Source organism: Acinetobacter baumannii (assembly GCF_009759685.1).
Classification (GTDB): Bacteria; Pseudomonadota; Gammaproteobacteria; order Pseudomonadales; family Moraxellaceae; genus Acinetobacter; species Acinetobacter baumannii.
Genome location: NZ_CP046654.1, coordinates 2,989,962 through 3,006,589 on the forward strand (window position 1 = coordinate 2,989,962; position 16,628 = coordinate 3,006,589).

General features: G+C 40.4%; 15 protein-coding genes. 7 read left to right on the forward strand and 8 right to left on the reverse strand.

What is annotated here, in order from left to right:
• Positions 1-22: 22 nt before the first annotated feature.
• On the reverse strand, positions 23-1,174 hold the full coding sequence (locus GO593_RS14330) for an acyl-CoA dehydrogenase family protein (protein ID WP_000617414.1): 1,152 nt from the start codon (positions 1,172-1,174) through the stop codon (positions 23-25).
• 331 nt (positions 1,175-1,505) lie between these two features.
• Here GO593_RS14330 and GO593_RS14335 point away from each other — a divergent pair, with 331 nt between their 5' ends.
• Complete coding sequence (locus GO593_RS14335; RefSeq protein WP_000501102.1) at positions 1,506-2,723, forward strand: CaiB/BaiF CoA transferase family protein; 1,218 nt, start codon at positions 1,506-1,508, stop codon at positions 2,721-2,723.
• Between the two features lie 186 nt (positions 2,724-2,909).
• Positions 2,910-3,755: an IclR family transcriptional regulator gene (locus tag GO593_RS14340; RefSeq protein WP_000996083.1), complete on the forward strand. Its 846-nt coding sequence runs from the start codon at positions 2,910-2,912 to the stop codon at positions 3,753-3,755.
• Between the two features lie 67 nt (positions 3,756-3,822).
• On the opposite strand, the gene GO593_RS14345 is transcribed toward GO593_RS14340, so the two are convergent.
• A complete protein-coding gene (locus GO593_RS14345) occupies positions 3,823-4,632 on the reverse strand; it encodes an enoyl-CoA hydratase (RefSeq protein WP_001186963.1) in 810 nt (269 codons plus the stop codon).
• A gap of 221 nt (positions 4,633-4,853) precedes the next feature.
• Between GO593_RS14345 and GO593_RS14350 the strand changes: the two genes are divergently transcribed.
• Entirely contained in the window at positions 4,854-5,825 is a 972-nt protein-coding gene (locus GO593_RS14350) for an NAD(P)H-dependent flavin oxidoreductase (protein WP_000850357.1), read from the forward strand.
• Positions 5,826-5,863: 38 nt separating this feature from the next.
• On the opposite strand, the gene GO593_RS14355 is transcribed toward GO593_RS14350, so the two are convergent.
• The 6 genes from GO593_RS14355 to GO593_RS14380 form a co-directional block, all read right to left on the reverse strand.
• Positions 5,864-7,036, reverse strand: a complete 1,173-nt coding sequence (locus tag GO593_RS14355) for an MFS transporter (protein ID WP_000977188.1) — start codon at positions 7,034-7,036, stop codon at positions 5,864-5,866.
• A gap of 64 nt (positions 7,037-7,100) precedes the next feature.
• Positions 7,101-7,943: an IclR family transcriptional regulator gene (locus tag GO593_RS14360; RefSeq protein WP_000081480.1), complete on the reverse strand. Its 843-nt coding sequence runs from the start codon at positions 7,941-7,943 to the stop codon at positions 7,101-7,103.
• 109 nt (positions 7,944-8,052) lie between these two features.
• On the reverse strand, positions 8,053-9,258 hold the full coding sequence (locus GO593_RS14365; RefSeq protein ID WP_000930805.1) for a 3-oxoadipyl-CoA thiolase: 1,206 nt from the start codon (positions 9,256-9,258) through the stop codon (positions 8,053-8,055).
• 14 nt (positions 9,259-9,272) lie between these two features.
• Positions 9,273-10,796, reverse strand: coding sequence for a 3-hydroxyacyl-CoA dehydrogenase (locus GO593_RS14370; protein WP_000220488.1), 1,524 nt, complete (start codon positions 10,794-10,796; stop codon positions 9,273-9,275).
• 61 nt (positions 10,797-10,857) lie between these two features.
• The gene (locus GO593_RS14375; protein WP_000101935.1) at positions 10,858-11,619 is read right to left on the reverse strand and encodes an SDR family oxidoreductase; all 762 of its coding nucleotides are present in this window, start codon (positions 11,617-11,619) and stop codon (positions 10,858-10,860) included.
• A gap of 29 nt (positions 11,620-11,648) precedes the next feature.
• Positions 11,649-12,437: an enoyl-CoA hydratase gene (locus tag GO593_RS14380; RefSeq protein WP_000116913.1), complete on the reverse strand. Its 789-nt coding sequence runs from the start codon at positions 12,435-12,437 to the stop codon at positions 11,649-11,651.
• 311 nt (positions 12,438-12,748) lie between these two features.
• Here GO593_RS14380 and GO593_RS14385 point away from each other — a divergent pair, with 311 nt between their 5' ends.
• From GO593_RS14385 to GO593_RS14400, 4 genes are read left to right on the forward strand one after another with little or no spacing between them, the layout of a single operon-like run.
• On the forward strand, positions 12,749-13,903 hold the full coding sequence (locus GO593_RS14385; RefSeq protein ID WP_000617390.1) for an acyl-CoA dehydrogenase family protein: 1,155 nt from the start codon (positions 12,749-12,751) through the stop codon (positions 13,901-13,903).
• 58 nt (positions 13,904-13,961) lie between these two features.
• Entirely contained in the window at positions 13,962-15,245 is a 1,284-nt protein-coding gene (locus GO593_RS14390) for an MFS transporter (RefSeq protein ID WP_002060634.1), read from the forward strand.
• A 47-nt stretch (positions 15,246-15,292) separates the two neighbouring features.
• Positions 15,293-15,961 carry a 3-oxoacid CoA-transferase subunit A gene (locus GO593_RS14395; protein ID WP_000608703.1) on the forward strand — a complete coding sequence of 223 codons (669 nt, stop codon included), beginning with the start codon at positions 15,293-15,295 and terminating at the stop codon, positions 15,959-15,961.
• Positions 15,961-16,614: a 3-oxoacid CoA-transferase subunit B gene (locus GO593_RS14400; protein WP_000116039.1), complete on the forward strand. Its 654-nt coding sequence runs from the start codon at positions 15,961-15,963 to the stop codon at positions 16,612-16,614. The genes GO593_RS14395 and GO593_RS14400 overlap by 1 nt, the downstream gene beginning before the upstream one ends.
• The last annotated feature ends 14 nt before the right edge of the window (positions 16,615-16,628 follow it).

Below are 16,628 nucleotides of genomic sequence, written 5' to 3' on the forward strand. Positions count from 1 at the left end.
TTTTAAAGTGCTTAAAATTTGATTAAGACGCAGCGCGAATCATGTTTCGGGCAATAATCACTTGTTGAATTTGAGTGGTCCCTTCATAAAGACGGAACAAACGAACATCTCGATAAAAACGTTCAATGGCATATTCACTGATATAGCCCGCACCGCCGTGAATTTGTACGCAGCGATCAGCAACGCGGCCACACATTTCGGTTGCAAACATTTTTGCGCAAGATGCTTCCGTGCTAACGTTTTGCCCTGCATCGCGTAGGCGTGCAGCGTCTAAGACCATACATTTGGCGGCATAAATCTCGGCTTTCGAGTCAGCAAGCATGGCTTGAATGAGTTGGAATTCGGCAATCGGTTGTCCAAATTGCTTGCGTTCGATGGCGTAATTTAAAGAATCGTCTAGCATTCGTGTTGCTGCGCCGACACTCAAGGCAGCAATATGCAAACGGCCTTTATCGAGTACTTTCATGGCCGTTTTAAAACCAACACCTTCAACACCACCAATGAGTGCCGAAGCAGGGATGCGGCAATTTTCAAAAATAACGTCACAGGTATGGGCACCTTTTTGTCCCATTTTTTTATCGCGTTTGCCAAGAGAAATGCCTGGAGTTTGGCTATCAACAATAAAGGCAGAAATGCCGCCAGCACCTTTAATGTCAAAGTTTGTGCGTGCCATGACTGTAAATACACCAGCATGAGGTGCATTGGTAATAAAGCGTTTAGTGCCGTTTAACACATAAAAATCGCCATCTTTTACTGCACTGGTTTTTAAAGATGCCGCATCAGAACCTGCGTCCGGTTCGGTTAAGCAAAAAGAGCTGATCACTTCACCACGTGCTAAACGTGGCAAGAAAAATGATTTTTGTGCTTCGGTCCCATCAATAATCAGGCCACTTGAACCAATACCATTATTGGTTCCAATCAGAGAGCGAAAAGCAGGAGAGGTACGACCTAATTCAAAAGCCACATAGACTTCTTCTTCCATCGTCAGGCCAAGACCTTCGTATTCTTCTGGAATGGTTAAACCAAATAAACCGAGCGCTTTCATTTGCTCAACGATATCTTGAGGAATTTCATCCGTTTCAGCGACTTCATTCTCATGAGGAATTAATACACCTTCAACAAATTGTCGAATCATATCAACAAGTTGATCTAAGGTTTCCTGATCTCGAATCATAGTCTCGTCCTTTTACTACATGCAGAAAACATCAATGTGATGTTCGTAAAATCACCAATATTTGAAGTGATAGTAATCAAAGGACGAACGCAAAACAATATATTTTGAAAATTAATTTCGCAATGCGATACTCTGTTGTTGATTTATATTTGGCTAATTTGTTGATTTATTTAAGCTATATTTTCTTGTAAAAAATCATTATTTTTAGTGGAAAATTAAAGTTTGATTTTTCAAAAGAGGTGTGTATATTAAAAATATATATCGCTATGCGAAATTTTAAATGGATAAGTTTTCCTATAGGAAATAAGTCACAAAATATAGTGGGATAAAGATGGGTGCTTTAAATGGAATTCGGGTGCTTGACTTAAGTCGGGTATTGGCTGGGCCTTGGTGTGGGCAGATTCTTGCCGATTTAGGCGCAGAAGTAATCAAGATTGAACGGCCGAAAGTTGGTGACGATACCCGTTCTTGGGGACCACCTTGGATGAAAGATGACTCAGGCCAAGATACTCAAGAAGCCGCTTATTATCAGTCAACCAACCGCAATAAACTATCGGTTGCCATCGACATTGCCAATCCTGATGGCCAAGAATTGATTAAAGCGCTTATTCAAGATACCGATGTCGTGATTGAAAACTACAAAGCGGGTTCTTTAAAGAAGTACGGTTTGGATTACGAGTCTTTATCTGCGATTAACCCTAAACTGGTGTATTGCTCGATTACTGGTTTTGGTCAAACTGGCCCAAGAGCAGAAGAGCCCGGTTATGACTTTATTATTCAGGGCATGGGCGGACTCATGTCAGTTACAGGTGAGCGTGATGATTTGCCGGGTGGTGGTCCACAAAAAGTAGGCGTTGCATTTTCTGACTTAGCCACGGGACTTTATTCTACGATTGCCATACAGGCTGCTTTACTCAACCGCCATGTGACGGGTTTAGGCCAATATATTGATATGGCTTTGCTTGATGTTCAAATTGCCACAATGGCAAATCAGGGAATGAATTATTTGTCATCAGGAAATATCCCTAAGCGTTATGGCAATGCACACGCTAATATTGTGCCTTATCAAGTGTTCAAAGCTTCTGACCGTGATTTTATTATTGCATGTGGAAATGACACTCAGTTTATTCAACTCTGTCGAAGTATTGGTTTACCCGATTTACCAAATGATGTACGTTTTGCCCGAAATGCAGACCGAATTAAGCATCGCGATGAAATTATCGGAATTTTACAAACTCACTTTTTAACAAAAACAGCAGATGAATGGGTAGATGCAATTTATGCTGCTAAAGTTCCCGTAGGTGTAATCAATAACTTGGAACAAGCTTTTCAAGAACCGCAAGTGATTGCCCGTGAAATGTTAGTCGAGATGAACCATCCTCAACGTGAAAAACTGAAGGTAATTGGGTCACCAATCAAACTTTCTAGAACGCCAGTTGAGTACAAAACAGCACCTCCGCTGTTGGGTGAGCATACGCAGGCCGTTTTGGGGCGAATAGTTTCTTCAGAAAAACTAGCAGAGCTTAAAGAAAAGGGCGTAATTGGGTAGGTGGCTTAGAAGCGGAAGATTAAAATTATATTTAAAATCAGAAAATAAAATATTTAATCTTTCGCTTTAATAAGTTAAATGAAGTTATCTTTAAAATGCAGACTAGGATGTTTGCTCTTTTGCTATTTATAGAAAAAATAGATTATAATTTTCGCAGTGCGAAACAAAATATGGATTGGTATGACAATGAATGATGCAGTTGATGCAGAACAGACAGAAAAATTATTAGCGCCTTTAAGGCATGAATTATTACATCCGATTGAAGACATGCAGGATGAAAATGATCGTCAATTTATTACTGCATTAGCACGTGGTTTAGAGCTATTACGTTGTTTTACGCCTAAACATCAGCATTTGGGCAATCAAGAGCTTGCTCAGATGACAGGTTTGCCAAAACCAACCATTACTCGCCTCACACATACCTTGTCGCGTTTGGGTTATATCAAACAAGTACCTAACTCAAGCAAATTTCAGCTTTCAGTTGGAGTTCTTGCGTTTGGTTATTCGATGCTGTCTAACGTATCGATTCGCTCTATTGCTCATCCATATATGAAAAATTTGGCAGACTATGCTGGCGCTGCTGTAGCCATGGCAACACGTGATCGACTGAACATGATTTATCTTGATGTGGTGCAAGGCAAAGGCAATATGACCATGCGCCGTCAAGTTGGAACCTATTTACCGATTCATTTAAGTTCGATGGGACGTGCGTGTTTAGCTGCAATGCCTGAAGATGAAAGAGAGTTCTTACTTAATGCCATTCGTAACAAGCACAAAGAAGACTGGATCAAAATTAACCGTGATTTAGACAAAGCCTTTAAAGATTACCAAGATTTTGGATACTGTTTTTCTATTGGCGAATGGCATAAAGATGTCAATTCGGTTGCGGTTCCACTCATTCATGAACAACATGGTTTATTGGTGTTTAACTGTGGTGGTCCAAGCTTTATTATGAACCGTGAAAAACTCGAAGAAGATATTGCACCACGTCTTTTACATATGGTGAATAATATTCGTACCGAGATTAGCTAAACCTATTTGATCCATTTATAAGAGCCAGCTTTGTTTTTTTCAAGGCTGGCTTTTTATTGGGTAAGCTTTAGGCTGTTTGCTTATGAAAGTTCGGTTTCCGTTTTTCTTTGAAAGCACTTAATGCTTCTTTAAACTCGGAACCTTGTAAACAATGCGAGAAAATAGTCGACTCATGGTCAATACGATTGAGTAGATCATCAATTGGCATATCTCTTAGTAACTTTTTACTGAGCTGTAAGGCTTGGCTTGGTTTGTGAGCAAGTTTAATTGCCACATCTTCAACCACTTGATCCAGCTCATTGGCTTCAAATATTTCATTTACCAGACCATAATTTTTTGCTTGTTCCACCGAAAACTTTTCACCGAGTAAAATAATTTCCGAAGCTCGAGCAAAGCCCAATAATCTTGGCAAGATGTAACTTGAACCCGCTTCAGGTACAAGCCCTAAATTCACAAAGGGGAACTGAAAAATAGAGTTTTGGCTTGCATATACAAGGTCGCAATGTAGAAGCATAGTGCTGCCAATGCCAATTGCCACACCATTTACTTTAGCAATAATCGGTTTTGGAAAAGTTGCTAAGCTTTTTAAGAAAACAATCGAAGCGGGTGGTTCTGAAGTGGTGGTATCTCGTTTTTCAAATGCGTTTACATCATTGCCGCTGGTAAATGCGGAGTCTTCACCAGTAAGCACAACCACATGAATGTCTTGATTGGTTGCAGCTTGATCTAATGCCTGACTTAAAGCTGCATACATTTCATAATTAATTGCATTCTTTTTAGTGGCATTACTCATGGTGAGCGTTAGTATATTTCTATCAAAATACTTATGAATTGTGCCTGTTTTAAGCTCGCTTTGGGTTTTGTTGTTCTGCTGCATCGTTCATTCCTTTAAATAATTTTCCGTCTAAAATTTAAACTGATGCTATCGAAAAATAATTCCGTTATCAATTATTTTGTTTTATATTGTGGTATAAAATTTTGTATTGTGAAATTTTTAACTTAAATTACTTTAAATACTGATAGGATTTATGTGTAAATAAGCATCTAGCCCTGCTAGGGAAATAAGAGGCTGGCTATAGAACAGTGAGTGGAAAGAATATGAAGACCAAAATTACAGAACTATTTGAAATTGAGCATCCAATTATTCAAGGCGGTATGCATTATGTTGGTTTTGCAGAGCTTGCTGCTGCGGTTTCGAACGCGGGCGGGTTAGGTATTATCACTGGCCTGACTCAGCGTACACCTGAAAATCTGGCAAAAGAAATTGCACGTTGCCGAGAAATGACCGATAAACCTTTTGGGGTAAATTTAACCTTTTTACCTACCGTAAATACTCCTGATTATCCGGGTTTTGTAGAGGCAATTATTAAAGGTGGCGTAAAGATTGTAGAAACAGCAGGGCGTAATCCTGAACAGGTGATGCCATATTTAAAGGCTGCTGGTATTAAAGTAATTCACAAATGTACTTCGGTTCGACATAGCTTAAAAGCTCAGCAAATTGGATGTGATGCGGTTTCTGTAGATGGTTTTGAGTGTGGTGGGCATCCTGGTGAAGATGACGTGCCAAATATGATTTTATTGCCCTTAGCAGCCGATGCATTAGACATCCCGTTTGTTGCCTCAGGTGGTATGGCAGATGGGCGCTCACTCGCGGCTGCTTTAGCGATGGGAGCTGATGGAATTAATATGGGCACGCGTTTTATTGCGACTCAGGAAGCTCCCGTACATGAAAATGTGAAACAGGCGATTTTAAATGCAACCGAACGAGATACGCGTTTAATTATGCGTGCTTTGCGAAATACTGAACGTGTCATGAATAATGCGGCCGTAGAAAAAATCGTGGCAAAAGAAAAAGCACTCGGCGATAACATTAAATTTGAAGATATTATTGAAGAAGTTGCAGGGGTTTATCCAAAAGTCATGATTAATGGTGATGTTAATGCAGGTGCATGGTCATGCGGTTTAGTCGCAAGCTTAATCCATGATATTCCGACATGCGATGAACTGGTTAGCCGGATTGTCAAAGAGGCAGAAGATATTATTCGTGGTCGGTTATTAGGGGTTCTATAACGAACTATTGCCTACTTTATATAAGATCAGCACAAGCTTTAATTGTGCTGATTTTTTGCATCAAGCACACAATAATAAAGACATAGCACGGCAAAAATTAAGCCTAAAATACAGACACCTGTCCATCCGAAGTGTTTCCAAGCATAACTTCCTGCCGTTGTGCCTAAAGCGCCGCCAGCAAAGTAACCTGTCATATAAATGGCATTAAACCGCGAACGTAGTTCTTGATTAAGTTTAAATACAATACTTTGATTGGTGACATGTACCGCAGAAAGAGAAGCGTAGAGAATAAGTAAGGCTATAATATAAAAAGCAAAATGGTAGGGTAAAAGTGAAAAAAGAATCCAACTTACAATAAGCCCAATGCCGCAATAAATTGAAATTTTATGGATATAGCCTTGGTCAATAAATTTACCTGAAAAATTGGCAACGAACGTTCCTAACACGCCAACAAAACTGAAAAGCCCAATGGTAAAGTCACTAAAAAAATAAGGTGCTGGAGCCAGAAGCAACGACATGGTGGTAAAGGTTAAACTTACACAAGCAAATGTAAAACCACCAATATAAGTTCTGGTTCTTAACCGCCAATTTTGAATAAAAATCTGCGGTAAAGAGCGAATAGTTTTTACATAGTTTTCAGATTTGGTTGATGGAAATAACCCGATATTACGATGCAAAATAAAGGCAATAACAAGTAATAGAAAACCACTGACCAGATAAATAATATTCCAAGCGAAAAGCGTAGACATCAGTCCAGAAAGGGAGCGGGCGAGTAAAACCCCCATCATCAGTCCACTCAGTAAAAAGCCTACAACACGGCCGCTTTGTTGAATTGGAACCAGACTTGCAGCAAGTGGTAACAAAAGTTGAGCTGCGCTGGAAAATAAACCAGTAATGATAGTGCCAAGCAGTAAAAGATAAATATTGTGCGAAAAACCGCTAATAATTAATCCACTTGAAGCCAATAACATAAAGATAAATAGCAGTTTGCGCTTTTCTATTATGTCCCCTAATGGCATTAAAAAGAGTAAGCCACATGCGTAGGTGATTTGGGCTAGAGTTGGCACCCACGCTGTAGTTGTTTCAGTTAAATTTAGACTTACACTAATTGAGTGAATAAGTGGCTGACTAAAATAATTTCCACCTGTACAAATGCCTGCGGCAATTGCCATTAAAATAATGGTTGGGGTATAGAGTGCGTTTTTCATCATGCCTATAGTCATAATGAAAGTGGAACTTTAATCAACACAACCATGACTCTTTTAAGTACGGTTATTAGTGCGTTTCATTCAAGGCATCTTGAATATTGTGCACCATGTGGATTAAACGTGGTCCAATTTCACCTTCAAGTTTTTCCGGATTTAAATGAAAACTTGGCGCACCACAGTTAAAAACATAAAGACCATGTTTAGAACTAACTAAAGGTACAGCCACTGAGTTCACTTCTTTATGCCACTCACCTAACGACAAACAATATCCATAATCTTGATAATCACGGAAAGCTCGTTCTAATGAGCGTTTTATGGCTGGCCAGTTTTCTGGATTCTTTTGTTTCAACGCATCAAGTAGAAAATTGCGCTCACGTTCAGGAGTCGCAGCCAAGCATGCTCGTCCCATTGAACTACTATGGATTGGCAAAGTAGAACCAATTGGACGGCGCATATTCAATGCAGTTTCAATTTGCACAACATCGATATACACCATATTTAAGCGGTCACGCGTTGCCATCGCCACAGGCGCTTGAACATACTGACTCATCTCTTCCATATATTGATGAGCAATATTACGAATCGAGATGTTAGATAAAGCTGCATATCCTAAAGATAAGACACCAATATCTAGTGTGTATTTGGTCGAGTTAGGCAATTGTTTTAAATAACCTAATGAAACAAGGGTATTGGTAATACGTGCAATGGTCGGTTTAGGTAAACCTGTCATTTTTGCTAATTCTTGGTTGCCAAGCACCTGATTATTTGCAGAAAAGCATCTTAAAAGTTCTAAACCGCGCGCTAAAGAAGCAATAAATTGCGGGTTATTTTCCCGATGTATATGCGAAATAGGATCTAAACGTATCTCATCAAAATTTATTGGTTTTTCAGTTTCCGTGTTTTGAGACATTCGATCCTCAAATATAATTAAAGCAATAGTTTTGCCATTATATTTCGCTCTGCAAAATAAATCCATTCATCACTGCGCTGTTGTGATGAATGGATATCGGGTTCAATGGTTATGAAACGTTTTCAATCACCATCGCAAGACCTTGACCTACACCAATACATAGGCTCACCACGGCATATTTCTTCTTACGGCGAATTAACTCGCGCGCTACTGTTAACGCAAGACGAGCGCCTGAAGCACCAAGTGGATGACCAACAGCAATCGCACCACCGTTCGGGTTCACACGTGGATCATTAAAATCAACATTTAAACCTTTTAAACAAGATAAAACTTGTGAAGCAAAGGCTTCATTAATTTCAATAATGTCCATGTCATCTAAAGTAAGACCAGCACGCGCAACAGCTTTTTTAATGGCTTCGATCGGACCTGCACCCATAATGCGTGGTTCAATACCAGCCGCCGCAGCAGACAAGATTTTTGCCATTGGTTTTAGGCCATATTTTTGACCCGCTGCTTCTGAACCAATCAAGAGTGCTGCTGCACCATCATTAATACCTGAGGCATTACCCGCAGTGACCACGCCACCTTCAAAGAGCGGTTTTAACTTTGTAAGTGCTTCAACAGTTGAACTTGGGCGAGGGTGTTCATCTTCAGAAACGAGTTTAGGTGGCAATTTTTTGCCTTGGAAAACCTCAATTGGCGTAATTTCATTGGCAAAGAAACCTTCTTCTTTGGCTTTTTGATATTTGGCTTGTGATTGAGCTGCAAATAAATCAGCTTGCTCACGGCTAATCCCAAACTCGGCTGCAACGTTATCGCCCGTTTCAGGCATTGAATGACCGCCGTACTGCGCAATAATTTTTTTATTGGGAAAGCGAGAACCAATGGTGGTGTCATAAATTTTTGCATCACGGCTATAAGCACTTTCTGCTTTACCCATCACAAAGGGTGCACGTGACATACTTTCTACACCACCTGCAATATACAGTTCGCCTTCACCACAAGTAATGGCACGTGCTGAGTCAATCACGGCACCTAAACCACTAGCACATAGGCGGTTTACCGTCTGGCCCGGTACAGTGACAGGTAAACCTGCAAGTAATAATGCATTTCGTGCCACATTACGACTATCTTCACCCGCTTGATTAGTGTCGCCTAAAATAACATCTTCAATATCCGCGCCCGGTACACCAGTTTTTTCAAGTAGTTTTTGAATGACCGTTGCTGCTAAATCATCAGGACGAATTGAGGCAAGTTCACCCGCATGACGGCCAAATGGACTACGCAAACCATCATAGATATATGCATTTAACATTGAGAAATTCCTTTTCAAGACTCGTGAGTAAAAGTAAGAGGTAAATGAAGTGCGACACGACGCTGTAACCACGGGCTAGGGCGGTAACGCGGGTCATGCGTAAGTGCTGTTATACGGTTCAGAATAAGTAAGATTTTTTCACTGCCGACTTGATCGCCCCATTCAATTGGACCAAATGGGTAGCCTAAGCCAAGACGTACTGCAGCATTAATGTCATCTACCGTTGCAATATTTTGCTGGGCAATATCGCAACCTAAATTAATGACCATTGCTAAAACGCGCTGCGCAACAAAGCCAATACTTTCAGCAATCATGCTGACCATATTTCCATCTAGATTGAAAATAGAGTGAGAGGCTTGTCGGTATTCAGGTTTGGTAATGAGTGAAGGCATTAAGGTACGGTGCTTTGCAATGCCATAAAGCATGTCTATAGCAACAGCATGTTCTGGATTAACCCCAAGGCGAGTAGCCGCTTGAGTGGTATCTTCACCGTAACAAGCAAGTAAACATAAGCTATCTGTTTGTGGTTCAGAATTGGTGTCTAGGGTAATATTTTGCTGAGTTAAATAATCTTCGAGCTGTTTCTTATCATCTAAAAAATCGGCAGCGATCCAAACTTTTGGATATTTTGCTAAACGCTCTACAAACTTCGCAGGTTGTTCACCTGTTTTTGAACCAGTTTCATAGTTATAAAAACCCTGATTAACTTTACGTCCAAGTTGTTTAGCATCTAGCATTTGTTTGGTGAGCGGGTTTGGTTTGTAGCGGGCTTCTTCATAGTACTGATGATAAATCGACTCCATAACTGGATGCGAAACATCAAGGCCTGTTAAATCGAGTAATTCAAAAGGACCCATTCTAAATCCTACGCCGTCACGTAAAATTCGATCAATTTCACTGATATCACAGACATTCTCATTTAAAATTTTGAGCGCTTCGGTGCCATAAGCTCGGCCCGCGTGATTAATAATAAATCCAGGGGTGTCCTTCGCTACAACAGGGCGATGACCAAATGCACGAGACAGATCGTTTAAAGCATCAATAATAAGTGGGTCTGTTTTTAAACCACGAATGACTTCGACCACTTTCATAAGTGGAACTGGGTTAAAAAAGTGATAACCCACAACACGCTCAGGCTTTTTGCAATTTGCAGCAATGGCTGTAATAGAAAGAGAAGAAGTGTTTGAGGCTAAAATAGTATTATCCGAAACAATATCTTCAAGCTGCTGCATCAAGCTTTGTTTGATATCAAGACGTTCAACAATTGCTTCTACAATGAGGTCGCAATTTTTTAAATCTTCAATTTGATGAGCAACAATTAAATGGTTATTTGCCGCTGCTGCTTGCTCAGATGTAATCTTATTTTTGTCGACTAACTTTTGAAATGTAGCAGCCAGTTTTTCTTTAGCCTGTTCTGCTGCACCTGCTTTGGCATCATATAAATAAGTGGTATGACCTGACTGTGCAGCAATTTGAGCAATACCACTGCCCATAACACCTACACCAATCACAGCCATGCTTTTAATATCATAAGTCATGTCGATCATCCTGATTATTGATCTATATTTGAAATTAAACGGAAAAATAGGGTTGGGTGATTTAGCTTAAGCATTGTTTATCACCATCAATTGGTAAGATTTGTCCTGAAATTGAGCGACCACTGTCTGACGCTAAAAATAGGCATAAATCTGCAATATGCTTTGGATTGACAAAATATTTGAGCGACTGATTTTTCAGTGCATTTTGAGTCACTTCTTCAAGTGAGGTCTGCGCTACATCGGCACGGGCCTGTAATACGCGTTGAACCCGATCACCATCGACTGCACCCGGAAGAATAGCGTTAACTCGAATATTATCTGCACCGAGTTCCATAGAAAGCGTTTTGGTAAAACCAATCAGTCCCCATTTTGAAGTGGAATAGGCCAATCGATATGGATAGCCTAAGCGTCCGGCAATAGATGACATATTTATAATCACGCCTGCCTGTGCTTGCTTTAAATAGGGAATGGCTAACTGGGTAATTAAAAAAGTGCTATTCAGGTTTAAATTAATCACCGTGTTCCAATCTTCAAAACTTAGCTCATCTGCTGCAACGGTTGGGCCGGAGATGCCTGTGTTATTGACTAAAATATCAATACCGCCAAGTTTCTGAATGGCTTGACTAAACATCAGTTTAATTTGCTCATGATCAGCCAAATCACAGGTATATATATGTAGCTTTGGATAATCTTGTTGAAATTGTTCTAGGCTTTTAGCATTAATATCACAAACAAAAACTTCATCCTGATTGTTTAAAAATACCTCGGCAATGCATCGTCCAATCCCTGAACCACCTGCACTAATCAATACTTTTCTGGCCATTTTCATTCCTTTGTTATTATGGTTTTAAATTATTTACCTTGATACGACGGCTTGCGCTTTTCGATAAAAGCTTGAACGCCTTCATTTTTATCTTCGGTCGAAAACAGTAACTGGAATGCTTTTCGTTCTAGAGTTAAGCCTGCATTTAATGGAACATCCTCGCTCATCAACGCAACTTCTTTAATTTGTTGCAGGGCAATCGGCGGCATTTTTGCGAGGCTTTGTGCCATTTGAATTGCAGTTGGAATAGTTTGGTCATCTTCTGTGACTTGTGAAACAAGACCAATCAAATAAGCTTCTTCGGCTTTGACCATGGCGCCCGTCATAATCATGCGCATGGCATGGAATTTACCCACAGCACGGAATAAACGTTGTGTACCGCCAGCACCAGGCATTAAACCAACTTTAATTTCCGGCTGGCCAAAGGTTGCGCCTTTACCTGCAATAATAATGTCAGCATGCATTGCAAGTTCGCAGCCACCCCCTAATGCATAACCATTTACGGCAGCAATCACGGGTTTAGGGCACTGGGCAATCGCATTCCAATAACGTTCTGTATGACGCAATAACATTTCTGTGGAAGTTGCGGTTGCCATTTCTTTTAGATCTGCACCTGCAGCAAAGACTTCTTCACCGCCTGTGAGCACAACCGCATTGATCTCATCGTTAAAACTTAACTCGGTAAAAGCTTGTGCGAGTTGTTTACGAACTTCACCGTTTAAAGCATTTTTTGCTTCTGGGCGGTTAATTTTAACAACCGCTATTTTTTGAATAGAAAAGTCGACTTCTACGAAATTATTCCCTGTTGACACACTCATTTTTGAATTCCTTGTTTCGCATATCAAAACTATATTCCTTTTATGATGCTTATTTTGGAATTTATTTCAAGTCTTATTTCTTTTAAGAGCGTAGTTGTTATCTTTTAAAAGATCTAAGTTATTGATATTACGTAGTGGTCTAATTTTAAATTTCGTTAAACGAAATTAATTTTCAAAAAAGCTTGAAATTTGTATTTTTGTTCTCGTACTATGAAACACATCCGCAGTAAACAAGATTTAAAATATGGTATCCAGATTAGCTGGAGATGGCTGATGGGTACGATGGAAATACATAAAAAGGGAGATCACAGATGATCCGTGATGAAGGGATGTTGGAGCAGTTACTTTCAACAATTCGAGATTTTGTAAAAAATGAATTGATCCCTCGTGAAAACGAAGTGGTAGAGAAAGACAAAATTCCGGATGACATTGTGCAGCAAATGCGTGAGCTTGGTTTGTTTGGTCTTACAATTCCCGAAGAATATGGTGGCTTAGGTATCACTATGGAAGAGGAAGTCAGAGTTGCATTTGAACTTGGGCAAACTTCACCGGCTTTTCGCTCTTTAATTGGCACCAATAACGGGATTGGCTCAAGTGCAATTTTGATTGATGGCACAGAAGAGCAAAAGCAGAAATATTTACCGCGTTATGCAAGTGGCGAAATTATTGGTTCATTTTGTTTAACCGAGCCTGAATCTGGTTCTGATGCTGCCTCTTTAAAAACCAGTGCTGTAAAAGACGGCGATTTTTATGTATTAAACGGCACCAAACGTTTTATTACCAATGCACCCCATGCTGCAACTTTTACCGTAATGGCTCGAACGAATCCTGAAATTAAAGGGTCGGGTGGCATTTCAGCTTTTTTAGTCGAGGCCAATACACCGGGCATTACATTAGGCAAAATTGACCAAAAAATGGGGCAAAAGGGTTCACATACCTGTGATGTGATTTTTGAAAATTGCCGTGTACCTGCTTCTGCACTCATTGGTGGCGTAGAAGGTGTCGGTTTTAAAACGGCCATGAAAGTGCTTGATAAAGGGCGTTTGCACATTGGTGCCTATAGCGTGGGTGTTGCCGAACGCATGTTAAACGACGCATTGCACTATGCGATTGAGCGTAAGCAGTTTGGTCAGCCTATTGCGAACTTTCAGCTTATTCAAGCCATGCTTGCCGACTCAAAAGCCGAGATTTATGCAGCTAAATGTATGGTCCTAGATGCAGCTCGCCGCCGTGACAATGGTGAAAACATTAGTACGGAAGCATCTTGCGCAAAAATGTTTGCGACCGAAATGTGTGGTCGTGTTGCTGACCGCTGTGTACAGATTCACGGTGGTGCGGGCTATATCAGTGAATATGCCATCGAGCGTTTTTATCGAGATGTGCGTTTGTTCCGTTTATATGAAGGAACCACGCAAATTCAACAACTTATTATTGCCAAAAACATGATTAGGGAAGCTACAGCCTAATAAAAAATCAAATGCCATGAGGCATGGGATGCCTCATGTTCCTTCTGAGGATATGGACATGACAACAAAGACTGTTACAGAGAATATGAGTAGCACTGAAGCTATTCAAACACCAAAAAAGATTTGGATTACAGCTTTTATATTCGCTTTTTTTACACTTTTATGTGACGGGGCCGATTTAGGTTTTTTGGCATTAAGCCTCACTAGTCTTAAAGCAGAGTTTCATTTAACTGGTGTGCAAGCCGGAACATTAGGAAGCTTGACACTATTTGGTTCGGCCGTGGGTGGTCTTATTGGTGGTTGGGCTTGCGACCGTTTTGGTCGGGTTCGCATTATTGTTTTCTTTATTGCTTTTTCTTCGATATTAACCTGCGCACTCGGCTTTACACATTCTTATATGCAATTTGCAGTTTTAAGAACAATAGGCGCCATGGGCTTAGGTGCACTTTATATTGCCTGTAACATTCTTATGTCTGAAATGGTGCCAACCAAACACCGTTCTACCGTTTTAGCAACGCTGATGACAGGTTATACACTAGGTTCTTTATTAGCGACATTACTAGCAGGTCATATTATTCCTGAACATGGCTGGCGTTTTCTATACTGGATTGCAATTACGCCTGTGGTTTTGTCAGTTTTGATGCATTTTTGTGTACCTGAACCTGAGTCATGGAAAAAAGCTCGTCAATTAAAAGCGCTAGATGTCGCTCAAAGTAACCAACCTAAAAAACGTCAAAATCCATATCTTGAGATTTTAAGAGATAAAAAACACGGCACCATGTTTATTCTTTGGATTATTAGTACTGGGGCATTGCAGTTTGGTTATTACGGCGTAAGTAACTGGTTACCTGCTTATTTAGAGTCTGATCTTGGCATCAAGTTTAAAGAAATGGCCATGTATATGGTCGGTACATTCCTAATTATGATGTTTGCCAAAGTAATCGCAGGGATCGTTGCCGATAAATTAGGACGCCGCGCTGTATTCGCTTTTGGAACCATTGGTACAGCCTTATTTATTCCGGTCATTGTCTACTTAAATACACCAACCAACATTTTATGGATGATGCTGTTCTTCGGTTTCCTTTACGGTATACCTTACGCAATTAATGCCACCTATATGACAGAAAGCTTCCCGACTTCTATTCGAGGCTCGGCAGTGGGCGGTGCTTATAACATTGGCAAAGTACTTTCAATTTTCTCTCCATTAACAATTGGTTATCTATCGCAAAACGGTTCTATTGGTTTAGGGCTCTTGGTGATGGCTGCAGCTTATTTTATCTGCGGTGTAATTCCATTGTTATTTATTAAAGACCGACTATTTAACCCGCAAAAGGCAGAGTGACAGATCAATCTGTCACCTTAAATTAAGGATGAAAAGGGACAAGTGAGATGATAAATAAAATCACCAGTGACATCGAACCGATTTTAAAAGCTATTCCTGATGGGGCAACCATCATGACAGGCGGGTTTGGTGTGACGGGGCAACCTGCTGAATTAATTGAAGCCTTAATCGATTTAGGAAAAAAAGAACTCACCATTGTAAATAACAATGCAGCTTCTGGTGATCGTGGTTTAACAAATCTGATTATTGCTGGCTGTGTCAAAAAAATGATTTGTTCTTTTCCGAAATCTGCTGGATCAACCGTTTTTCAAGACTTATATAGAGCGGGAAAAATTGAGTTAGAACTGGTTCCACAAGGTAATTTGGCTTGTCGTATTCAGGCCGCAGGTGCTGGTCTCGGGGCTATTTTTACTCCGACTGGTTATGGCACTAAAGTTGCCGAGGGTAAAGAGACCCGAACCATTAACGGTAAAAACTATGTGCTTGAATACCCACTTGAAGCTGATTTTGCACTGATTTATGCCGATAAAGCTGACCGCTGGGGCAATTTAACTTACCGCAAAGCGGCCCGCAATTTTGGCCCAATTATGGCAAAAGCCGCCAAGACCACGATTGTTCAAGTGAATGACACCGTAGAGCTAGGAACGCTTGACCCTGAGTGCATTATTACACCGGGAATTTTTGTACAGCACGTTGTAAAAGTAGGAGATATCTAATGTCAGTTCAAAAGCGTTCTCGTGAAGATATTGCCAAGCTCATTGCCAATGACATTCCGGAAGGTTCTTATGTCAATTTAGGGATTGGCTTACCGACCAACGTTGCTAAATTTTTGCCAAAAGACAAAGAAATCTTTTTACATTCGGAAAATGGAGTTTTGGCTTTTGGTCCACCACCACAACCGGGTGAGGAAGATCAAGATTTGGTTAATGCTGGAAAAGAACTTGTTACTTTGTTAGACGGTGGATGCTTTATGCATCATGGCGACTCATTTGACATTATGCGTGGCGGTCATCTGGACATTTGTGTGATTGGTGCATTCCAAGTTGCGGTAAATGGAGACTTGGCAAACTGGCATACCGGTAAGGCAGATGATGTGCCGGCAGTTGGCGGTGCTATGGATTTGGCAGTTGGTGCAAAAACGATTTATGTCTATATGGAGCATGTCACTAAAAAAGGTGAGCCCAAAATTGTAAAAGAACTGAGCTATCCAATAACGGGTGAGCAGTGTGTAAACCGTATTTATACCGATTTATGCATTATTGAACTCAAAGACCAAAAAGCTTACGTCAAGGAAATGGTAGACGGCTTAACTTTTGATGAATTACAGGCAGTCACTGACTGTGAATTAATCGATGCACGTGTAGCCTAAATACACACGGAAAA

Coding starts and splice junctions, on each gene's coding strand:
- GO593_RS14340 (WP_000996083.1), top strand. CDS start 2,910: ATGAATGATGCAGTTGATGCAGAACAGACAGAAAAATTATTAGCGCCT.
- GO593_RS14330 (WP_000617414.1), bottom strand. CDS start 1,174: ATGATTCGAGATCAGGAAACCTTAGATCAACTTGTTGATATGATTCGA.
- GO593_RS14360 (WP_000081480.1), bottom strand. CDS start 7,943: ATGTCTCAAAACACGGAAACTGAAAAACCAATAAATTTTGATGAGATA.
- GO593_RS14385 (WP_000617390.1), top strand. CDS start 12,749: ATGATCCGTGATGAAGGGATGTTGGAGCAGTTACTTTCAACAATTCGA.
- GO593_RS14400 (WP_000116039.1), top strand. CDS start 15,961: ATGTCAGTTCAAAAGCGTTCTCGTGAAGATATTGCCAAGCTCATTGCC.
- GO593_RS14335 (WP_000501102.1), top strand. CDS start 1,506: ATGGGTGCTTTAAATGGAATTCGGGTGCTTGACTTAAGTCGGGTATTG.
- GO593_RS14395 (WP_000608703.1), top strand. CDS start 15,293: ATGATAAATAAAATCACCAGTGACATCGAACCGATTTTAAAAGCTATT.
- GO593_RS14350 (WP_000850357.1), top strand. CDS start 4,854: ATGAAGACCAAAATTACAGAACTATTTGAAATTGAGCATCCAATTATT.
- GO593_RS14345 (WP_001186963.1), bottom strand. CDS start 4,632: ATGCAGCAGAACAACAAAACCCAAAGCGAGCTTAAAACAGGCACAATT.
- GO593_RS14355 (WP_000977188.1), bottom strand. CDS start 7,036: ATGATGAAAAACGCACTCTATACCCCAACCATTATTTTAATGGCAATT.
- GO593_RS14370 (WP_000220488.1), bottom strand. CDS start 10,796: ATGACTTATGATATTAAAAGCATGGCTGTGATTGGTGTAGGTGTTATG.
- GO593_RS14390 (WP_002060634.1), top strand. CDS start 13,962: ATGACAACAAAGACTGTTACAGAGAATATGAGTAGCACTGAAGCTATT.
- GO593_RS14365 (WP_000930805.1), bottom strand. CDS start 9,258: ATGTTAAATGCATATATCTATGATGGTTTGCGTAGTCCATTTGGCCGT.
- GO593_RS14380 (WP_000116913.1), bottom strand. CDS start 12,437: ATGAGTGTGTCAACAGGGAATAATTTCGTAGAAGTCGACTTTTCTATT.
- GO593_RS14375 (WP_000101935.1), bottom strand. CDS start 11,619: ATGGCCAGAAAAGTATTGATTAGTGCAGGTGGTTCAGGGATTGGACGA.